This is a genomic window from Aidingimonas lacisalsi (genome assembly GCF_008079445.1).
Classification (GTDB): Bacteria; Pseudomonadota; Gammaproteobacteria; order Pseudomonadales; family Halomonadaceae; genus Aidingimonas; species Aidingimonas lacisalsi.
On record NZ_VRYH01000005.1, the window covers coordinates 207,095 to 223,950 of the forward strand.

Annotated in this window: 15 protein-coding genes; 7 read left to right on the top strand and 8 right to left on the bottom strand. The window is 58.2% G+C overall.

The annotated features are described in order from the left end of the window. Positions 1-159 precede the first annotated feature (159 nt). On the top strand, positions 160-633 hold the full coding sequence (locus tag FVV99_RS12370) for an outer membrane lipoprotein (RefSeq protein ID WP_148254384.1): 474 nt from the start codon (positions 160-162) through the stop codon (positions 631-633). Positions 634-718: 85 nt separating this feature from the next. On the opposite strand, the gene FVV99_RS12375 is transcribed toward FVV99_RS12370, so the two are convergent. Continuing rightward, the gene (locus FVV99_RS12375; RefSeq protein ID WP_148254385.1) at positions 719-1,003 is read right to left on the bottom strand and encodes a hypothetical protein; all 285 of its coding nucleotides are present in this window, start codon (positions 1,001-1,003) and stop codon (positions 719-721) included. 241 nt (positions 1,004-1,244) lie between these two features. Here FVV99_RS12375 and slyD point away from each other — a divergent pair, with 241 nt between their 5' ends. Continuing rightward, positions 1,245-1,733: a peptidylprolyl isomerase gene (gene slyD, locus FVV99_RS12380; protein ID WP_148254538.1), complete on the top strand. Its 489-nt coding sequence runs from the start codon at positions 1,245-1,247 to the stop codon at positions 1,731-1,733. Between the two features lie 97 nt (positions 1,734-1,830). Here the strand turns inward: slyD and FVV99_RS12385 are convergent, their stop codons facing one another. Both FVV99_RS12385 and FVV99_RS12390 read right to left on the bottom strand, forming a co-directional pair. Next, positions 1,831-2,466, bottom strand: coding sequence for a CDP-alcohol phosphatidyltransferase family protein (locus FVV99_RS12385; protein WP_148254386.1), 636 nt, complete (start codon positions 2,464-2,466; stop codon positions 1,831-1,833). Between the two features lie 45 nt (positions 2,467-2,511). After that, positions 2,512-4,671, bottom strand: a complete 2,160-nt coding sequence (locus FVV99_RS12390; protein ID WP_148254387.1) for an FAD-dependent oxidoreductase — start codon at positions 4,669-4,671, stop codon at positions 2,512-2,514. Between the two features lie 161 nt (positions 4,672-4,832). Here FVV99_RS12390 and msrA point away from each other — a divergent pair, with 161 nt between their 5' ends. Then, positions 4,833-5,477, top strand: coding sequence for a peptide-methionine (S)-S-oxide reductase MsrA (gene msrA / locus FVV99_RS12395; RefSeq protein ID WP_148254388.1), 645 nt, complete (start codon positions 4,833-4,835; stop codon positions 5,475-5,477). Here msrA and FVV99_RS12400 read toward each other — a convergent pair. Further along, positions 5,445-6,650, bottom strand: coding sequence for an MFS transporter (locus FVV99_RS12400; RefSeq protein ID WP_148254389.1), 1,206 nt, complete (start codon positions 6,648-6,650; stop codon positions 5,445-5,447). The two genes, msrA and FVV99_RS12400, sit on opposite strands and share 33 nt — an antisense overlap. Before the next feature lie 88 nt (positions 6,651-6,738). On the opposite strand from FVV99_RS12400, the gene FVV99_RS12405 reads away from it, so the two are divergent. Then, positions 6,739-7,653, top strand: coding sequence for a LysR family transcriptional regulator (locus FVV99_RS12405; RefSeq protein ID WP_148254390.1), 915 nt, complete (start codon positions 6,739-6,741; stop codon positions 7,651-7,653). On the opposite strand, the gene FVV99_RS12410 is transcribed toward FVV99_RS12405, so the two are convergent. Continuing rightward, entirely contained in the window at positions 7,638-8,228 is a 591-nt protein-coding gene (locus FVV99_RS12410; protein ID WP_148254391.1) for a C40 family peptidase, read from the bottom strand. The two genes, FVV99_RS12405 and FVV99_RS12410, sit on opposite strands and share 16 nt — an antisense overlap. 170 nt (positions 8,229-8,398) lie before the next feature. Continuing rightward, positions 8,399-10,852: a DUF1266 domain-containing protein gene (locus FVV99_RS12415; protein WP_201745084.1), complete on the bottom strand. Its 2,454-nt coding sequence runs from the start codon at positions 10,850-10,852 to the stop codon at positions 8,399-8,401. 232 nt (positions 10,853-11,084) lie between these two features. On the opposite strand from FVV99_RS12415, the gene FVV99_RS12420 reads away from it, so the two are divergent. Together FVV99_RS12420 and gabT are read left to right on the top strand one after the other, a co-directional pair. Next, positions 11,085-12,530 carry an NAD-dependent succinate-semialdehyde dehydrogenase gene (locus tag FVV99_RS12420; protein ID WP_148254392.1) on the top strand — a complete coding sequence of 482 codons (1,446 nt, stop codon included), beginning with the start codon at positions 11,085-11,087 and terminating at the stop codon, positions 12,528-12,530. A 33-nt stretch (positions 12,531-12,563) separates the two neighbouring features. Continuing rightward, positions 12,564-13,862: a 4-aminobutyrate--2-oxoglutarate transaminase gene (gabT, locus tag FVV99_RS12425; protein ID WP_148254393.1), complete on the top strand. Its 1,299-nt coding sequence runs from the start codon at positions 12,564-12,566 to the stop codon at positions 13,860-13,862. A gap of 178 nt (positions 13,863-14,040) precedes the next feature. Here gabT and FVV99_RS12430 read toward each other — a convergent pair whose 3' ends face one another. Both FVV99_RS12430 and FVV99_RS12435 read right to left on the bottom strand, forming a co-directional pair. After that, on the bottom strand, positions 14,041-14,283 hold the full coding sequence (locus FVV99_RS12430) for a GlsB/YeaQ/YmgE family stress response membrane protein (RefSeq protein WP_148254394.1): 243 nt from the start codon (positions 14,281-14,283) through the stop codon (positions 14,041-14,043). Between the two features lie 57 nt (positions 14,284-14,340). Further along, the gene (locus FVV99_RS12435) at positions 14,341-14,889 is read right to left on the bottom strand and encodes a DUF924 family protein (RefSeq protein WP_201745085.1); all 549 of its coding nucleotides are present in this window, start codon (positions 14,887-14,889) and stop codon (positions 14,341-14,343) included. Between the two features lie 298 nt (positions 14,890-15,187). On the opposite strand from FVV99_RS12435, the gene FVV99_RS12440 reads away from it, so the two are divergent. After that, a complete protein-coding gene (locus FVV99_RS12440; RefSeq protein ID WP_148254395.1) occupies positions 15,188-16,783 on the top strand; it encodes a solute:sodium symporter family transporter in 1,596 nt (531 codons plus the stop codon). Positions 16,784-16,856: the final 73 nt, after the last annotated feature.

Below are 16,856 nucleotides of genomic sequence, written 5' to 3' on the forward strand. Positions count from 1 at the left end.
CGCATTTTTACACATTATTTATGCGTCTCACGCGCTACACTGGGGGACAATAATCCGCTGGCCCCTAACCGGCCTAAAGAGTGGACGAGTTACAAAACACTGTTCTACAATCCTCGACAAGGAAATGAGGTTCCTATGGGTGTATCAGGAGGTCCTACCATGAAGCGTCTTCTTCTCGTATTGGGTATCAGCGTGCTGACATTGGCCGGATGTGCCAACACCAGTCCCTACTCGGGCGATGTCTATCGCGGCAGTCAGGCAGAGACGGCGCAACGCGTCAGCTACGGCACCATCACCGCCATTCGCCCCGTCCAGATCCAGGCCGAAGATCAGAACAGTGGTGTCATTGGTGGACTCGGCGGTGCCGTCATCGGCGGCTTGCTGGGCAATCAGGTCGGAGGCGGTTCAGGACGTACGATAGCGACGGCAGCCGGCGCCTTGGGCGGTAGCGTTGCGGGTCGCAAGATCGAAGATGCAGCCAACCGTACCAATGCCCTGGAAATCGAAGTTCAGCAAGACAATGGCCAAAATGTCGTCGTCGTGCAACGTCAGGACAGAGCTGGCAGCCTGGACGTCGGTCAACGTGTACGCTTGATCGGCAGTGGCGCCAACATGAGCGTTGCGCCTTACTGAGTCAGCCACCGGAGTCATCACCACGACAGGGCCCGCAAACAAACTTGCGGGCCCTGATCGATGTGCAGGTGACAAGCATTGCCACTCAGTGCAGTTTGACCCGACTCATTCCCAGACACACTAGCCATTTGCCCAGCCACAACACCAGCGCCAGCACGATCAATGTCATCAGCATCTCGATAGGGCGCACGATGAATGTCGCCCCGAGCACGGCAATCGCCGGCGACCAGATCCAGCGATCGTCCCGGTCACTCTGCAACTGCCGAGGCAGCTTGCCATCAAGAAACGGCTCTAACGTACCAGCCCAGCTACGTAGGCACAGATACAAAATCACGCCAAAAGCGACCAACCAGATCAACGTCACGGTCATGGGCTACCTCCGGGTACGTACTATCGTACATCAGCAAGAGTGGCGGCATTCGAAGTGCCGCTCGGATAATCCTATATCGCCAGCCTATCCTTAGCGAGAAATGCAGCGCAACCGTGCTTTCACTGCTTGCATCAACGTCAAGGCGCACCGACGAAAAGTGAAAAAATTCCAGATGCCCCTGACAGGTCCAAGGATGTCACGTTACCATGATAATGACATGTACTCACCGAAAGGTCCCTCAATGCAGATTGCGCAGAACTCCGTTGTCGCGTTCCACTATACCCTGACCAACGAATCAGGGGATGTGCTGGACAGCTCGGAAGGCCGCGACCCCCTGACCTACCTGCATGGCGCCGGAAACATCATTCCGGGCTTGGAGAAAGAGCTGGAAGGCCGCGAGAGCGGTGAAAAGCTGCAGGTAACTGTTGAACCCGCCGAAGGCTATGGCGACACTCAGCCGTCGCTGGTGCAGGAAGTCCCGCGCGATGCCTTCCAGGGTGTCGATCAGGTTGAGCCGGGCATGCAGTTCCAGGCACAGACTCAAGGCGGCCCCTTGATGGTCACTGTGACCGAGGTCGAAGGCGACACCGTTACGGTCGATGGCAACCATCCGCTGGCTGGCCAGACACTGAACTTCGATGTTGAAATCGCTGAGGTACGTGAAGCCAGCCAGGAAGAACTGGAGCATGGCCACGTCCATGGCGAAGGCGAAGGCGACGAAGAACACTGATAGAGAATTGCGTCGTCGGGGCACGCCCGGAACGATGCAAGTCATTCAGGAAAAGAGCAGCTTCGCGCTGCTCTTTTTTATGCTGACCGATCTCATTTCACTCGCTGTTGCCGTCCCTTCCCTGACGCTTCAATGTTGCATACCCCCCGCACAGGCGCGTTGCTGTCGTTACTAGACAGGCAGCGGCAAATACGGTCGCCAACCAGGGGAAATGCAACGGCCATAGACAAAAGACGATGAACGCCACGACCGTTTCGGTCCCCTCCGTCAGGCCATGCAGATAGTAAAAGGCTTTCTGTTCGAACTGGGGACGTTCCAGCCGGTGCTTGGCGGCCATGATCGCGAAGGCCAGGAACGAGCTGCCCGTGCCCACGAAAGCGAACAACAACAGGGCTGCTGCTACGCCATTGGCGATAGGATCGGCCAGGGCGAACCCGAGAACGACAGCAGCGTAAAAGAGGAAATCCAGGCCAATATCGAGGAACCCTCCCGCATCACTGGCTGAGTGGGTGCGTCTCGCCAAAGCGCCATCGATACCATCCGCCAATCGATTGACGATGATGACCACCAGTGCCCAGCCATAGAATTCCCAGGCCAGTAACGGTACAACCAACATGCCAATAGCGAATCCTGCCACCGTCACTTGAGTCGGCGTCACTCGACAACGAACCAGTATACGTGCCAGAGCATCCAGCGGAGTGTGAGTCAATGGCATCGTCCAACGATCCAGCATGGTGCCTCCTCGTCATGCAACCATCAGTCACGCTAGCCTGAACGATCAACGCCGGCGCCATTGGAAATAGCGTGCGAGCAGCGCCAGCAGGCGTTCGGGTTTATGAGCGTTTTTCCATACACCGGCGCTCGACTTCACCGCCTCGGACCAGGTCGGATAGGCGTGTATGGTTCCCAGCAGTTTGTTGAGGCCGATGCCATGCGTCATGGCGAGAGTGAACTCTGCCAGCAGTTCTCCCGCCCCCTGCCCCACGATACTGACCCCTAGAATACGATCCTTTCCCGGCACAGTCAGGACTTTCACGAAACCATCGGTGCGGTTCTCGGCGATGGCACGATCCAGTTCATTGAACGCATAACGTGTCAGTTCGAAGGCAACGCCCTGTTTCTGGGCCTGACGCTCGTTCAGCCCGACCCGAGCCACCTCCGGCTCACAGTAGGTTACGACCGGTAGACAGCGATAATCGACACTGAAACGCTTGACGTCGCCGAACAATGCATTGACGGCGGCATGCCAAGCTTGATGAGCACTGGCATGCGTCAGTTGATAGGGACCGGCCACATCGCCACAGGCCCAGATATTCGGATGCAGACTCCGCAGCGTATCGTCGACATCCAGCGTGCCATCATCCCGGGTCTGAATCCCCAGAGTATCGAGACCCAACCCTGCAACATTCGCCTGACGCCCAGTCGCCACCAGCAAGCGATCGAAGACGATTCGCGTCACCTCATTGCCCGTTTCACCCTCACGCTCGATCACCAGCACATGATCGCCATCGCCATATGCCGGCCCTCTCTCGACACGCACTGCACGCCAGCCAAGTCGCAGATCCACCCCCTCGTTCACCAGACGATCGGCGAGAGTCGCTGCCACATCGACATCTTCTCGCGGCAACAATTGCCGTTCGCGCTGGATCAACGTGACGTGACTCCCCAGTCGCGCAAAACTCTGTCCCATCTCGCAACCAATCGGGCCACCCCCGATGATTGCCAGGCGCTGCGGCAGTGTCTGTAGCTGCCAGAGATTGTCGGAAGTCAGAACCTCAATACGATCGAGTCCCGGTAATGCCGGCACCCTGGGGCGGGCTCCCGTTGCGACAATCACATGACGTGTAGTCAACACCCGCTCCCCCACCCTGACTTCCCAGGGGGTCTGCAAGCGAGCCTGTCCCTCGATGACCTCGACGCCCAATCCCTGATAACGCTCTGCACTGTCGTGTGGTGCCACGTCATGAACGGCGCGGTGTACATGAGCCATGACAGCCGTAAAATCGATGTTCGGTTCACCGGCCTCGACCCCATAACGAGGGGCCTCACGCACCGCCTGAGCTCGTCGAGCCGAAGCAATCAACGCTTTGGAGGGGACGCATCCCGTATTGAGACAATCGCCTCCCATCCGCTCATTTTCGACCAGAGCGACCTTGGCCTTGACGGCCGCCGCTATATAACTTGCGACCAGTCCGGCGGACCCCGCACCGATGACCACCACATCGTAATCGGCGCTTTGCGGCTTGCCATAACGACGCGCCATGCGTCGGCGCTTGACGATGTCCACCACACGCCTTGCCAACAGAGGGAAAAAGCCGATCAGTGCAAACGAGAGGATCAAGCCCGGCGACAGTACCCCACTCAATGACTCCAGCTCACCCAATTCACGCCCGGCGTTCACGAAAACGGCCGTGCCCGGTAGCATCCCGAGCTGACTTACCCAATAGAACGTCCTGACGCGCATACGTGTCAGGCCCATCACCAGGTTAATGACGAAGAACGGAAAGAGCGGAATCAGGCGTAGCGTGAACAGGTAGAAGGCGCCTTCACGAGCAATACCTCGATTGATGCTCTCGAGCTGGCGAGAGAACCGACGTTCGATCGCTCCACGTGCCAGCGTGCGAGCGATCAGGAATGCCAGTGTCGCCCCGATGGTGCTGGCAAACGAGATGATTGCCAGCCCCCAGCCCAGTCCGAACAAGGCGCCACCCAGGACCGTCAACAGCGTTGCTCCGGGTAGCGACAAAGCCGCCATGACGACATAGATCACGAAAAAGCCCCCACCGACCACAAGCGGATCAGCGGCAAGCCAGTCCTGGAACTGATTCTGCTGGGATTTGAGCGTTTCCAGGGTCAGGGCCTCGTGAGCCCCGCTGATAAAGAAGGCGAGCACGATCGTAACGATAGCGGCAACGAGAATCAGTCGGCGTGATGTCAAGCTAGGCGCTCCCTGTCGAAGATGACTTCAGATTGATGCCAATAGCCTGTACCTTTGGTGGAAGATAACGCGCATTCCTTACCATTCACCCTGTCATGAGTGAACTGTAAGCCGCTGACGCCATCCAACAGAAGACATCATCCAATAACCAGGAAAGCACTATGTCATCAGCGACGCTTCTGCGCTACCTGGGTGCCACCACCCTGTCCCTCGCCATCATATCGGCAACACACGCCGAGGAGAATGGAGATACGGCACGAGCCGTCTTTGCAGGTGGCTGTTTCTGGTGCGTCGAGGAAGCCTTCGACCCTGTCGAAGGCGTGTTGGCCACGACCTCCGGATTCAGCGGCGGTGACGTCGAGTCGCCCAGCTATGAAGATGTCGTCGATGGAGGTACCGGTCACGCCGAAGTCGTCGAGGTAGAATACGATCCCGACCAGGTCGATTACGCGGACTTGCTATACGTCTTTTGGCGTAACATCGACCCCTTTGCCAAAGGCCGGCAGTTCTGTGATGTTGGCGCTTCCTACCGCAGTGCGATCTTCCCGATGAACGAGATGCAGCGCGAACTCGCTGAACAATCCCGTGACGAACTCAGCGAACGATTCGACCGAACGATCGCGACTCAGATCGAGGATTTCGACGCCTTTTATCCCGCCGAGGAATATCACCAGAACTACTATCAGAAAAATCCAGTTCGATACCGCTTCTACAAATCCGGTTGCGGCCGTCAGGAGCGTCTGGAAGAGGTCTGGGAAGACGAAGCCGGCGGGCTAGCCGATGGCCGAGTGGCACGCTCGGAGTGAACGCTCACGTCGTCTCAACCACCCTGCAGTGAGCAGCGTCAATGCCAGCACCAGCCACGATGCTGTAGCGACGCCCGGCCAGCCAGCCAGTAACCAGAACGGTTCGAGATAGAACCCTCCCAGACTCGCACCGACATAATAGAACACCAGATAGAGCGCCGACGCGCTCCCACGGGCGTGTAGCGCCTGCCGCCCTACCCAACTCGACGCCATGGAATGGCAAAAGAAGAAACCGAAGGCATTGATGGTCAACCCGACGAGGATCACCGTCAGCGATGAGGCCAACGTGATCAGCGTCCCAATCATCAGGATCGCGATACCCAGCATCATGCAGGTTGGCTGCGCGAGGCGCTGAGCTACGCGCCCGGACAGTGCGGACCCCAAGGTGCCTCCCAGATAGGTCAGGAAGATCATGCCGAGCCACTGGGTACTCAACGCATACGGACTCTCACTCAGCCGAAACGTGATATAGCTGTACTGATTGATGAAAATCAGGAAATTCAGTCCACCGATCAGGTAAGCGGCCAGCAGGACGGGGTTCCCAAGATGACCACGAATCGACACCAGGGCAGATCGCCACTCAAAGGCGGTCGCCTGGAAGTGACGTGCCGGTGGCAATAGTTTCCAGAAGAGCGCCACACACACCACGCTAAGCGCCCCGACAGCCAGAAAGCTGGATTGCCAGCCTCCAAACTGGGCTGCCGTTCCACCAATGATGCGTCCACCGATACCGCCCAACGTGTTGGCACTGATATACAGCCCTACCGCCAGCATCAAGGCCCGTTTGTCGAATTCGTCACCCATCCAGGCAATCGCCACCGCCGGCAGACCTCCCAGCACGAATCCTTGCAACGCACGCACGGCCAACAACAGCTCGAAACTTGGCACCAGCGTCAGTCCCAGGGAACATGCGCCCGTCAACAACAGGGTGACACGCATGATCGCCCGACGCCCGATCGCGTCGGAAAGCGAGCCGAAGCACAACAACGCCACAGCCAGTGTCAGTGTCGAAGCCGACATTGCCAATCCGACGATCAGCGTCGAAATCCCGAACGTGTGTCGCAACTCCGGTAGCAAAGGCTGCGGCGCATACAGATTGATGAACACCGTGAACGAGCCTAGACACAGCGCCAGCGTCGCCCGCCACCATTCCCGGCTATATGCTTCGATCATGAATGCCTCCCGTCAGGAGTGGCCATGATCGCGCGTCTCAAGGCATCATCCAAATAGAACATCAAGATACGAGCTATCGGATTAACTTATGAACTTGCCCTTCGATCTACGCGCCCTGCGTGTGCTTGTGAATGTTGCCGACGCCGGAGGTTTCAGTGCGGCCGCCAGGGAATTGCATGTCGCCCAATCGGCCATCAGCCAAACCATCGCCAACCTGGAGCAACGCCTGGATGTACAGCTGCTGCATCGTCACGAACGACGCATCACCCTGACCCCGGAAGGCGAGACGCTCTGCCATCATGCCAGGGAGTTATTGACTAGCGCCGATGCCGCGCATCTGGCAATGCGGGAGCTCCACGACCTGGTCAAGGGCGAAGTCCGTATCGGTATCCCTTCGATGCTGGGCTCCTATTATTTCCCGCCACTACTGATGGGCTTCAAGGCAAGTCACCCGGGGATTCGTCTGACCGTCATCGAGGCGGGGACGAGACGCTTGCAACAGATGATCCACGACGCTGAACTGGATCTGGGCGTGGTGGTGGATGATGCCACGAGCCAGGCCCTGGCAAGACGGCATTTTCTGCGTGAAGAGATGGTCATCTGCGTTCCCGTCGACCATCCCTTTGCGGGCCTCGAGGCAGTCGCGGCCGATGCCTTCTTCAGCGAGCCGCTGGTACTGTTTCAGGATGGCTATTTCCATCGCGAATTCGTCGACGCACTCGCCCGAAAGACCGGCCACGAAGCCGATGTCGCCTTTCAATCGAACCTGATACCACTCACGAAGGCGATCGTTCGCCAAGGCTTCGGTATTACGACCTTCCTGAGACGCGTCATCGATGATCCCGAGCTCACTGCCGTCTCCTTCGATCCGCCGGCCAAGCTCGACCTGTCGTTGGCCTGGTCGGCTCGTACGGGCCTGTCACGTGCCGAACAGGCCTTCGTCGATTATGTGATCGATCATCAGCAAGCGCTCGCCGACGATAGAGGTCATGAACCGGAATAGCGCGTCAACATGGCACGCTGCGCCAACCGCGTCGGCTCCATGGGACGACGGGCCTGCCAGAAGTGACGCCTCCAGTAGATATTGTCCATATCGGAGAGGATCACGCCCTGGGAGCTCGAGGCATGCAGGAAGCGGCCTTCCCCGACATAGATACCGACATGCCGATAGACGCCAGGCGGACGGAAGAAGACAAGGTCACCGGCTTCCAACTGCTCGCGCCGGATTTGATGGCCTTGAAGTGCTTGTGATTGAGTCGTGCGAGGTAGGTGAGTATCAAAGCTCTCGTCGAACACCGCCTGCACCAGCGCCGAACAATCGATGCCATATTCACTCTCTCCACCCAGGCGATACGGCGTCCCGACCCAACGTCGATGCTCTTCCAGCAAGGCCTGTCGAATCACCTTGGGCGACGGCTGCAGGAAACTCTGCAATAACGGGCCATCCAATGGCGAATTGGGTAGCACCTGAGCCGAACTGTCACTGAAATAGTCGCCTTCCTCGGTATCCTGGGTCGTTGTACTAGCACAGCCGGCCAGACCGGCCAGCAATAGACAGCATCCTGCAAGTCGCAGCATCCTAGCGATCCCGTTTATGATTCTTGGATTCGACCTGTCTCAAAGCGTCACGCCCCTAACGCAAAGCGACAAGTCACTCACAAAGTTAATGAATATAATCAACTTTCGCGTGTTTGGCGAGTCTGGCTATCAACACCTCGGCACACACCGTCCCTGCCATACCCAATCGATCAATGCAGCGTATGGGCATCGCCCAACAAGGTATCGATATGCATGGGCGCCCAATGGTGAGGTCTGGCACCAGGGAAGTCCAGGCTGGCCCAAGGGCCAGCCAAGGGAGGTGCCCCCGTCAACCAGGCGACCAGGGCTTCCCGGAAGCGCAGTAGAAACGTGTCTCGTTCGTCGGTCTCCGCCATGAAAAACGCGAAGCCGGCATACAACCCGGCCGCATAGGCCGACCACTCTCCATAATGCGCTTCAGCCAGTGCCGCCGACGCATCCAGATAGGCATTGAAGTCGTCGGCACTCAGCCAACCGAGCTGTCGGCCGGCCATCGCCAGATCGACGGCTTGGGCGGCATCCCAGGCAGCCATGTCCACCTCATTGCAACGTGCGTCGTTATCACGAACACGCTGGAGTCTGAGCAGGTGATTGCGGTCATCTTCATCGCACTCACTGGACTCCAGCATCGCAATTTCCGAGGCTAAACGCGCCTGGTTCAGCGTATAAGGCGCATAGTTGATCTGATATTCCTGCCGATCACCGGCATGCAACAAGAAATCCAGGAACTCTCGTAAGGCGTCTCCATCGTGCAGAGCATAATGGCCATCTAGCCACTCGCGAATCGCCTGGCATTCTCGCGCGCTTTCTTCCATCGGTTCCCCCCAGACGTTGGGATTCAACGGCCCCACCAGTGACAGCGCGGTAAAGCGTCGGAGACTAGGCCTCTGCCCCGGCTCATCCCAGGCCGAGATCTGCCAGTCGAGCCAATGGAATGGACTGCCTGGATCATCGCGATGCCAGTGGATATCCTGAACCAGAGACATGGCACTATCTTCCGGCAGCGCCGTTTCCCACGCCGCCCAGGCATCAAGCAGACGGCGGGGATCGCCATAAAAACGACACAGAACACTACGCAAGGCATCGGCCATCGCTTCCAGCTCCCGCGGGTCGAAATCACCGCTGTCCATGGCCAATTGCAGATAGAAGGCGAACTTCTCCGCCATGTGAATGGTCGCCGCATGGCGGCTACAGCCCTGCAACCGGGTACGCTGCTGCACGGCCCCCGGGTCAGGTTTTCCTAACCGGGTTTCAGTAGGTGGCAAGGCCCCATGGCTGGCATCCGCTGCCAATTGATTGAGATGATGCGCTTGGGCAGGTAGCCAGAAGCGCGATAGTGACGCCGCACCGTCACCGGGATATACCCCCAGCGTCTCTCGCAGATGTTGCCTTGCCTGTTCCCGTTGATCGTCAGACGGCGATGTCATCACCCTTGCCTGACGACTCAGCAAGCCCGGCTCACGCACCGAGGCCAGCGTCAGGACCCAGTGCATGGCGCCGTTGCGCCACTCCCGTAGTGTCGCCCGCGCCATGTCACGAGTCTGCTCGTCGAGCAATTCCGCCAGCGGTAGCTGCCAGGGACTGACCGGCGAATACCAAAGTGATGCACAGTCGCGTTTGATATCCGCCATGAGGTCTCGTCCCTCGAACAGGCTCCGGCCTCGCTGATAGGCATTCGTCAAAGCGATCCAGTCGTTGTAACGATGCGACATCAGATCAGCAGCATGCGCGGCGAAGGCGCGGGCCTCGTCGGCATCGAGCCACGCCAGGCCATCACCGATAAAAGCGAGTTCCACCAGCCGTAACCAGTCCCATGCAGCCCACTCGAGTGGCTCTCCTCGGGAGACAAAATCGACCAGGGTACGCCCGTACGGTACGCCATCCTGAAGCGAGGCAAGCCAGCGGTAGCGAGCGGATGTCTCCATATCGAGCAGCCGAGTGGCATCCATGTCCCATTGATAGCGGTCACCTTGGCCAGCCAACCACAACAGGGTGCGCACCAGGTCATCACGACCGGTAACCCCCCACTCCCGACGCAACCACTCAGCCGCGTTGGGTGCATCCCATGCAGCTCTGGCTGGCGTCATTAGCGTGGGGGCGAACATCGCACGCAATCGCCATACCGGTGGATCGGCCCACAGGGAAGACGTCGGCTCCGATGCCTGCAATGCTCCGACAAGCCGGTCCCAGGTAATGCCCTCGCCTTCACGTTCCAGTGTCGCCAACGCCTCGCAAGCTTGGGGAAACTCATCGTCCCCGAGCACCCACCCTTCAGCACCACGGGCTCGTCGCACGGCACGCAACCACTCATCCAGACCTTGGTGACGTCTCGTTATGTCATCTGCCAGGTGATGCACCCAGGCAAGCGCTCGGGCTTCATCCATCCAACGCGAGGCTGTTGCCAGTGCCAGCCACTCCAATGCTGACAGTTGAGCGGCCGGGGTCGACGTTTCCGGCGTACAGGCATCGAGCAGACGCCAACCCAGCTCACCGCGATCCTGCACATCCATGAGCCTAAGGCGCTCTTCAGCGAGTTCAGGATCCATGGCGGTCGGGTCGGGCTCGAATGGCCAACCGCAAAGCACCAACTGCTGGGCCCACCAAACTTTAAGGGGATCGACCAATGTTCACCTCGACATGGGCTATTGCACAACGGAATACGATTCGCCAAACGGCGCCTAGTGTAGCCGAAAGCGAAGCGATCGCCGATGGCTCGATATTATGACGTGTCGGCTGCCATCGCGTGGACCAGAAAAGAGTTGGCGACGTGTTTTAAATAATGCACACTCCGTCAAATATGATGACATTCACGATAATGATGCCTACAACCCGATCGGTGCCATTCAAGGAGTCAACATGCCCCAGTTACCCGATCTACTGATCCCCCAAGCTTACATAAATGGTCGTTGGCGGGAAGGCAGACAGCAGTTCCCAGTGACCAACCCCGCCACAGGAGACCACCTGGCCGACGTCCCTGATCTGACCGCCGCCGATACACGAGATGCCGTCGCCGCCGCCGACGCCGCCTGGTCAGCCTGGCGAAAAACACCGGCCAAGCAACGCGCTACCCTATTGCGTGCCTGGTTCGACGCGATCATGGCACATCAAGACGACCTGGCACGGCTGATGACTCTCGAACAGGGGAAACCACTCGGTGAGTCGCGTGGAGAAGTCGCCTACGGTGCCTCCTTTGTGGAATTCTATGCCGAAGAAGCCAAACGAATGGCGGGGGAAACGCCCCCCAGTCAGGGGGCTGACAAGCGCTTGCTGGTATTTCGCGAACCCATCGGTGTCGTGGCAGCCATTACCCCCTGGAATTTCCCCTTGGCCATGATCACACGCAAGTGCGCACCGGCACTGGCTGCTGGCTGTCCGGTAGTGATCAAGCCCGCCGAAGCGACGCCGTTGACCGCACTGGCATTGGCCAAGCTGGCCGAACAAGTCGGCTTCCCGGCAGGCGTATTGAATGTCGTGACGGCCAAGGACCCTGCCGCCATCGGTGAGGTTCTGACCACCGACCCACGTGTCCGCAAGGTATCCTTCACCGGTTCAACGCCGGTTGGGAAGACATTGCTGGCTCAATGCGCCGGGACCGTCAAGAAGGCGTCGATGGAACTGGGCGGTAATGCGCCGTTCATCGTTTTCGACGACGCAGATCTCGATGCTGCCGTGGAAGGCGCCATTGCTTCCAAATTCCGCAACTCCGGCCAGACTTGCGTCTGCACTAACCGGTTCCTCGTTCAATCGGGAGTGCATGATGCCTTCGTGGAAAAACTGGCCAAGCGCGTCACGGAGCTCAAGGTCGGTAACGGACTTGAAGAAGGCGTGGTGCAAGGCCCCCTGATCAATGACGCCGCCGTCGACAAGGTACAGTCTCATATTCGGGATGCCTTGAGCCAAGGCGGCCGACTGATCTGCGGCGGCGAGCCGCATCCGCTCGGCGGTACCTTCTTCCAACCCACGGTCATCGCCGATGTCACCGACGACATGCGTGTTGCCACCGAGGAAACCTTTGGCCCGCTGGCCCCTGTTTTCCGATTCGACCATGATGATGAGGCCATTGCGATGGCCAATGCTACCGAATTCGGATTGGCCGCCTATTTCTATGCCAACGACTACCGCCGCATCTGGCATGTCATGGAAGGCCTTGAATATGGCATGGTAGCCGTTAACGAGGGGCTCCTTTCTACCGAGCTGGCGCCCTTCGGAGGGGTCAAGGAATCCGGACTCGGTCGTGAAGGATCGCATCACGGCCTGGATGAATACACTGAGCTAAAATACGTCTGTATCGGCGGCCTTTGAGCGCCCTACTCTTTCCTGGACAGGAGATCGATCATGAACAACGCCCAACTCAACGAGCTCAAGCAGCGTTATGTCGCCAGCGGTGCCGCCAGCCCCGCCACTCAGTTCGCCGATCGTGCAGAAAATGCCGAACTCTGGGACGCAGACGGCAATCGCTTCATCGATTTCGCCGGTGGCATCGGCGTTCTCAACATCGGCCATCGCCATCCCAAGGTGGTCGAAGCAGTCAAGGCACAGCTCGACAAGGTCATGCATACTTGCCAGACGGTAATGCCTTATGAAAGCTATGTGAAAGTGGCGGAAAAGCTCAGCCAACTCACTCCGGTACGTGGTCATGCCAAGGTCATGCTCGCCAACTCCGGTGCCGAAGCGCTGGAAAATGCCGTCAAGGTAGCCCGCGCCGCCACCGGCAAGACCAATGTGATCTGCTTCGATGGTGGTTACCATGGCCGCACCTTCATGACCATGGCCATGAACGGCAAGGTCAACCCCTACCAGACCGACTTCGGCCCGATGCCGGGAACGGTTTTCCGCGCCCCCTACCCCGTACCCTATCACGGTGTCAGTGAAGATGAGGCGCTGCGTGGCCTGAAGATGGCATTGAAGACCGATGCCAACCCCAAGGATACGGCTGCCATCATCCTTGAGCCGGTATTGGGTGAAGGTGGTTTCTACCCTGCGTCCCCCAGCTTCCTGCAGGCGATTCGGGACATCTGCGACGAGCACGGTATCCTGATGATCATCGACGAAGTCCAGAGCGGCTTCGGCCGAACCGGCAAGCTGTTTGCCATTGAGCACAGCGGTGTGGAACCGGACATCATGACCATGGCCAAGAGCATGGCCGATGGTATGCCGATTTCAGCGGTCGTCGGTACCGACAAGCACATGGACGCCTCTGGCGGTAACTCGCTGGGCGGCACCTATACCGGCAGCCCGGTCTCCTGTGCAGCCACGCTCGCCGTTCTCGAGGTATTCGAAGAAGACAATATTCTGGAGAAAAGCCAGGCGCTGGGTGACAAGTTGGCCACACGCTTTGCCCAATGGCAGCAGGACTTCGATTGCGTCGATAACCCACGCAACCTGGGCGCCATGGCAGCATTCGAGCTAGTCTCCAGCAAAGCCGACCACACGCCTGATGCGGACTTGGCCGGTGCACTGTGCAAGAAGGCGCGTGAGAAGGGGCTGATTCTGCTCTCTTGCGGGATGTACGGTAACACCATTCGCTTCCTGATGCCGATCACCATTGAGGACAAGCTATTGGAGGAAGGGCTCGATATCATCGAGGCCAGCTTGACCGAACTGGTCGGCAACAAGGCTCAAGCGACAGCCTGAACCACGTTTGTGCCGGCAAGCCCGGCTGGCGCTACGTCCACCGCCCGAAGGGATGCCTTCGGGCGGCTTTTATATATAGGGACACCAGGCATGTCGCGCCGCGCCCGACTCAAGCCCCAAATTCGCGACACTGCTCGGCTTCAAATCCAGCGGTTCGTTGGCAAGTCAAAATAGCACGCTAGGCCTTTTTGATCTTGGCAACCACCCACAATAGCACCACGGCACCCACGATGGCCGTTACCAGCGACCCGATGAATCCGCCGGAAGACAGGCCCAACAGGCTGAACAGAAAACCGCCGACCACAGCCCCCACGATACCGACTCCGATATTACCGAGAATCCCGAAGCCCCCACCGCGCATGATGTTGCCGGCGATCCAGCCTGCCAACCCACCGATGATCAACCACGCAATCAATCCCATAGTTCACGCTCCTGTTGCTGACATCTTCCAATAATGCCCATCATCCCGCTGTTCCGATTAGAATGATGAGCCCGGTTCCTGTAGAAAGCACCGCTCTTCCTCAGTGGATTCACGCCCCAGAATGGCATTGCGATGCGGGTACCGTCCAAACCGTTCGATGATCTCTCGATGCCGATGCTCGAAACGCAGGTTGTCCTCCAGGCCGGGCTGATCGAACAGCCGCAGGGCCTCATCATGCATCAGCAATGATTCACTATGCATGAATGGCATATAGAGAAAAGCCCGCTCCGATGGCTCGAGATGCCGATCCACCTTGCGTACCACCGCTTCCTGGGCCAGCACCAGCGCCTGGGGATCCTGAGCAAAGGCGCCCGGTGTATCACGATAGATATTGCGTGAAAATTGATCCAGCACCAGGACTTCCGCCAAACGCCCTTGTGCCGACTGCCGCCACCGCCAGCATTCACCACGAATGGCCGCTTCGAGTAATGTGCTGAAGCGTTCCGTGATCGTACGATCCAACGTCTCGTCCTTGATGAACCACTGTTTCGGTGACAGTTCCTCGAACCAGAACGCCAACACAGTCTGGGCCGTCATGTCGTTCATAGTGAGTCTCTGGCAACGCCTCAATGAAGCTACGAGTTAACGATGGTGTAATCATGGCCCGCCTCACCGCACATGTCGAATACGCACTGCCTGCCAAACGCCACGGCAGGTGCGTATGCAGAGTCAACGAGTCACCGGCGCATGACGGACACTGACTGCCAAATGTCAGACATTAGACCAAAGATGAATGGAGGAATCGATTCAGCCCACTAAAATCCCCTCGTTAGTCGTAAGTTTACGCAACTTTTACTCGGCAACGCCGCGAACATCCATCCATGACTTGAAGGATTACGATACCATGCATGCCTTGACTCTGGCGTCGTTCCTGTTCTTTACCGGGCTGGTCGCCTTCATTACCTGGCGTGTCACGCGACGGGACGATCATAAGAGCACCAGCGGCCTCTTCCTTGCCGGTCGTAGCCTGACATTCCCCTTGATTGCCGGTTCACTGTTGATGACCAACCTCTCCACCGAACAAATGGTGGGGCTCAATGGCTCGGCATTTACCGATGGCTTGAGTGTCATGGCCTGGGAAGTCGTTGCCGTACTCGCCTTGGTGGCATTGGCACTGTTCTTCCTGCCACGCTTTTTACGCAGTGGAATCACGACAATACCGCAACTCCTGCAGATTCGTTTCGACAGCGGCACGCAATTGATCTGCAATATCATTTTCCTGATCGCCTACGCCGTGATCCTGTTGCCGATCATTCTTTATTCAGGTGCTGTCGGCCTGCAGGGCATGCTCGATCTGCAGGGATTGACCGGCATTCAATCCGATTCCGTCCTCCTCTGGGGCACGGTATGGCTGGTCGGCCTGATCGGTTCGGTCTACGCCCTGTTCGGCGGTCTTCGCACCGTTGCCGTCTCGGATACTCTCAACGGTATCGGTCTCCTGGTCGGCGGCTTCGTCATCGTTTACTTCGGCCTCCAGGCTGTCAGCGATAACGCCGGCATCATGGCCGGTTGGGAAACGCTCAAGGAATCCAATCCGGAGAAGCTCAACTCCATTGGTGGCAGCGATCAGCAGGTTCCCTTCTCGACGCTGTTCACCGGGGTCTTCCTGATCAACCTGTTCTACTGGACCACCAACCAGCAGATCATCCAGCGGACCTTTGCAGCCAAGAACCTGGCCGAAGGTCAGAAAGGCGTCTTGTTGACCGGTTTCTTCAAACTGTTGGGGCCGTTGTACCTGGTATTACCCGGCATCATCGCCTATCACTTGTATGCCGATCAGGGTATCCGCGCCGATGAAGCTTATGGCCACTTGGTATTCAACGTGCTGCCGCCCTATCTAACCGGCTTCTTTGCCGCCGTGATGGTCGGCGCCATTCTGTCGTCGTTCAACTCGGCGCTCAACAGTACCACGACGCTGTTCAGCATGGGGCTGTACAAGGGCGTGCTCAACAAGAATGCGACCGAAACCCAGGTCGTCAAAGCAAGCAAGATCTTCGGCTGGGTCATGGCGGTTTCCTCGATGACCATCGCGCCGTTGCTGGCTGGCCAGGAGAGCCTTTTCGGCTACCTGCAGAAGATGAATGCCATCTATTTCATCCCGATCCTGGCCGTGGTGCTGGTGGGTCTGCTGACCAAGCGTGTTCCCGCCATGGGGGCCAAGATCGGTCTGATAGGCGGCTGCTTGCTGATCTTCGCCGGCTATTTCATCCCGCCCTTCACACTGCTGCCTGCAGTCATGAGCGAATTCCACTTCGTCGCCAGCATCTTCGTTCTGATGGTCCTCGTCATGCTGTTGATCGGCAAGCTACGGCCACGTGAGGTCGAGTGGGTTCATGAAGACAGTGGCGCCGTCGACCTGACGCCATGGAAGGGTGCCATTCCTGCAGGCATCATCCTGGTCGTCCTGGTGATCGCTATCTACGCAGCCTTTGCCGGATAGCACGCTAATCTCATCACCAACGCTTCAGCGCCCTGCCTCTCAGGCAGGGCGTTTTTTTACCCGCATGTCCTGA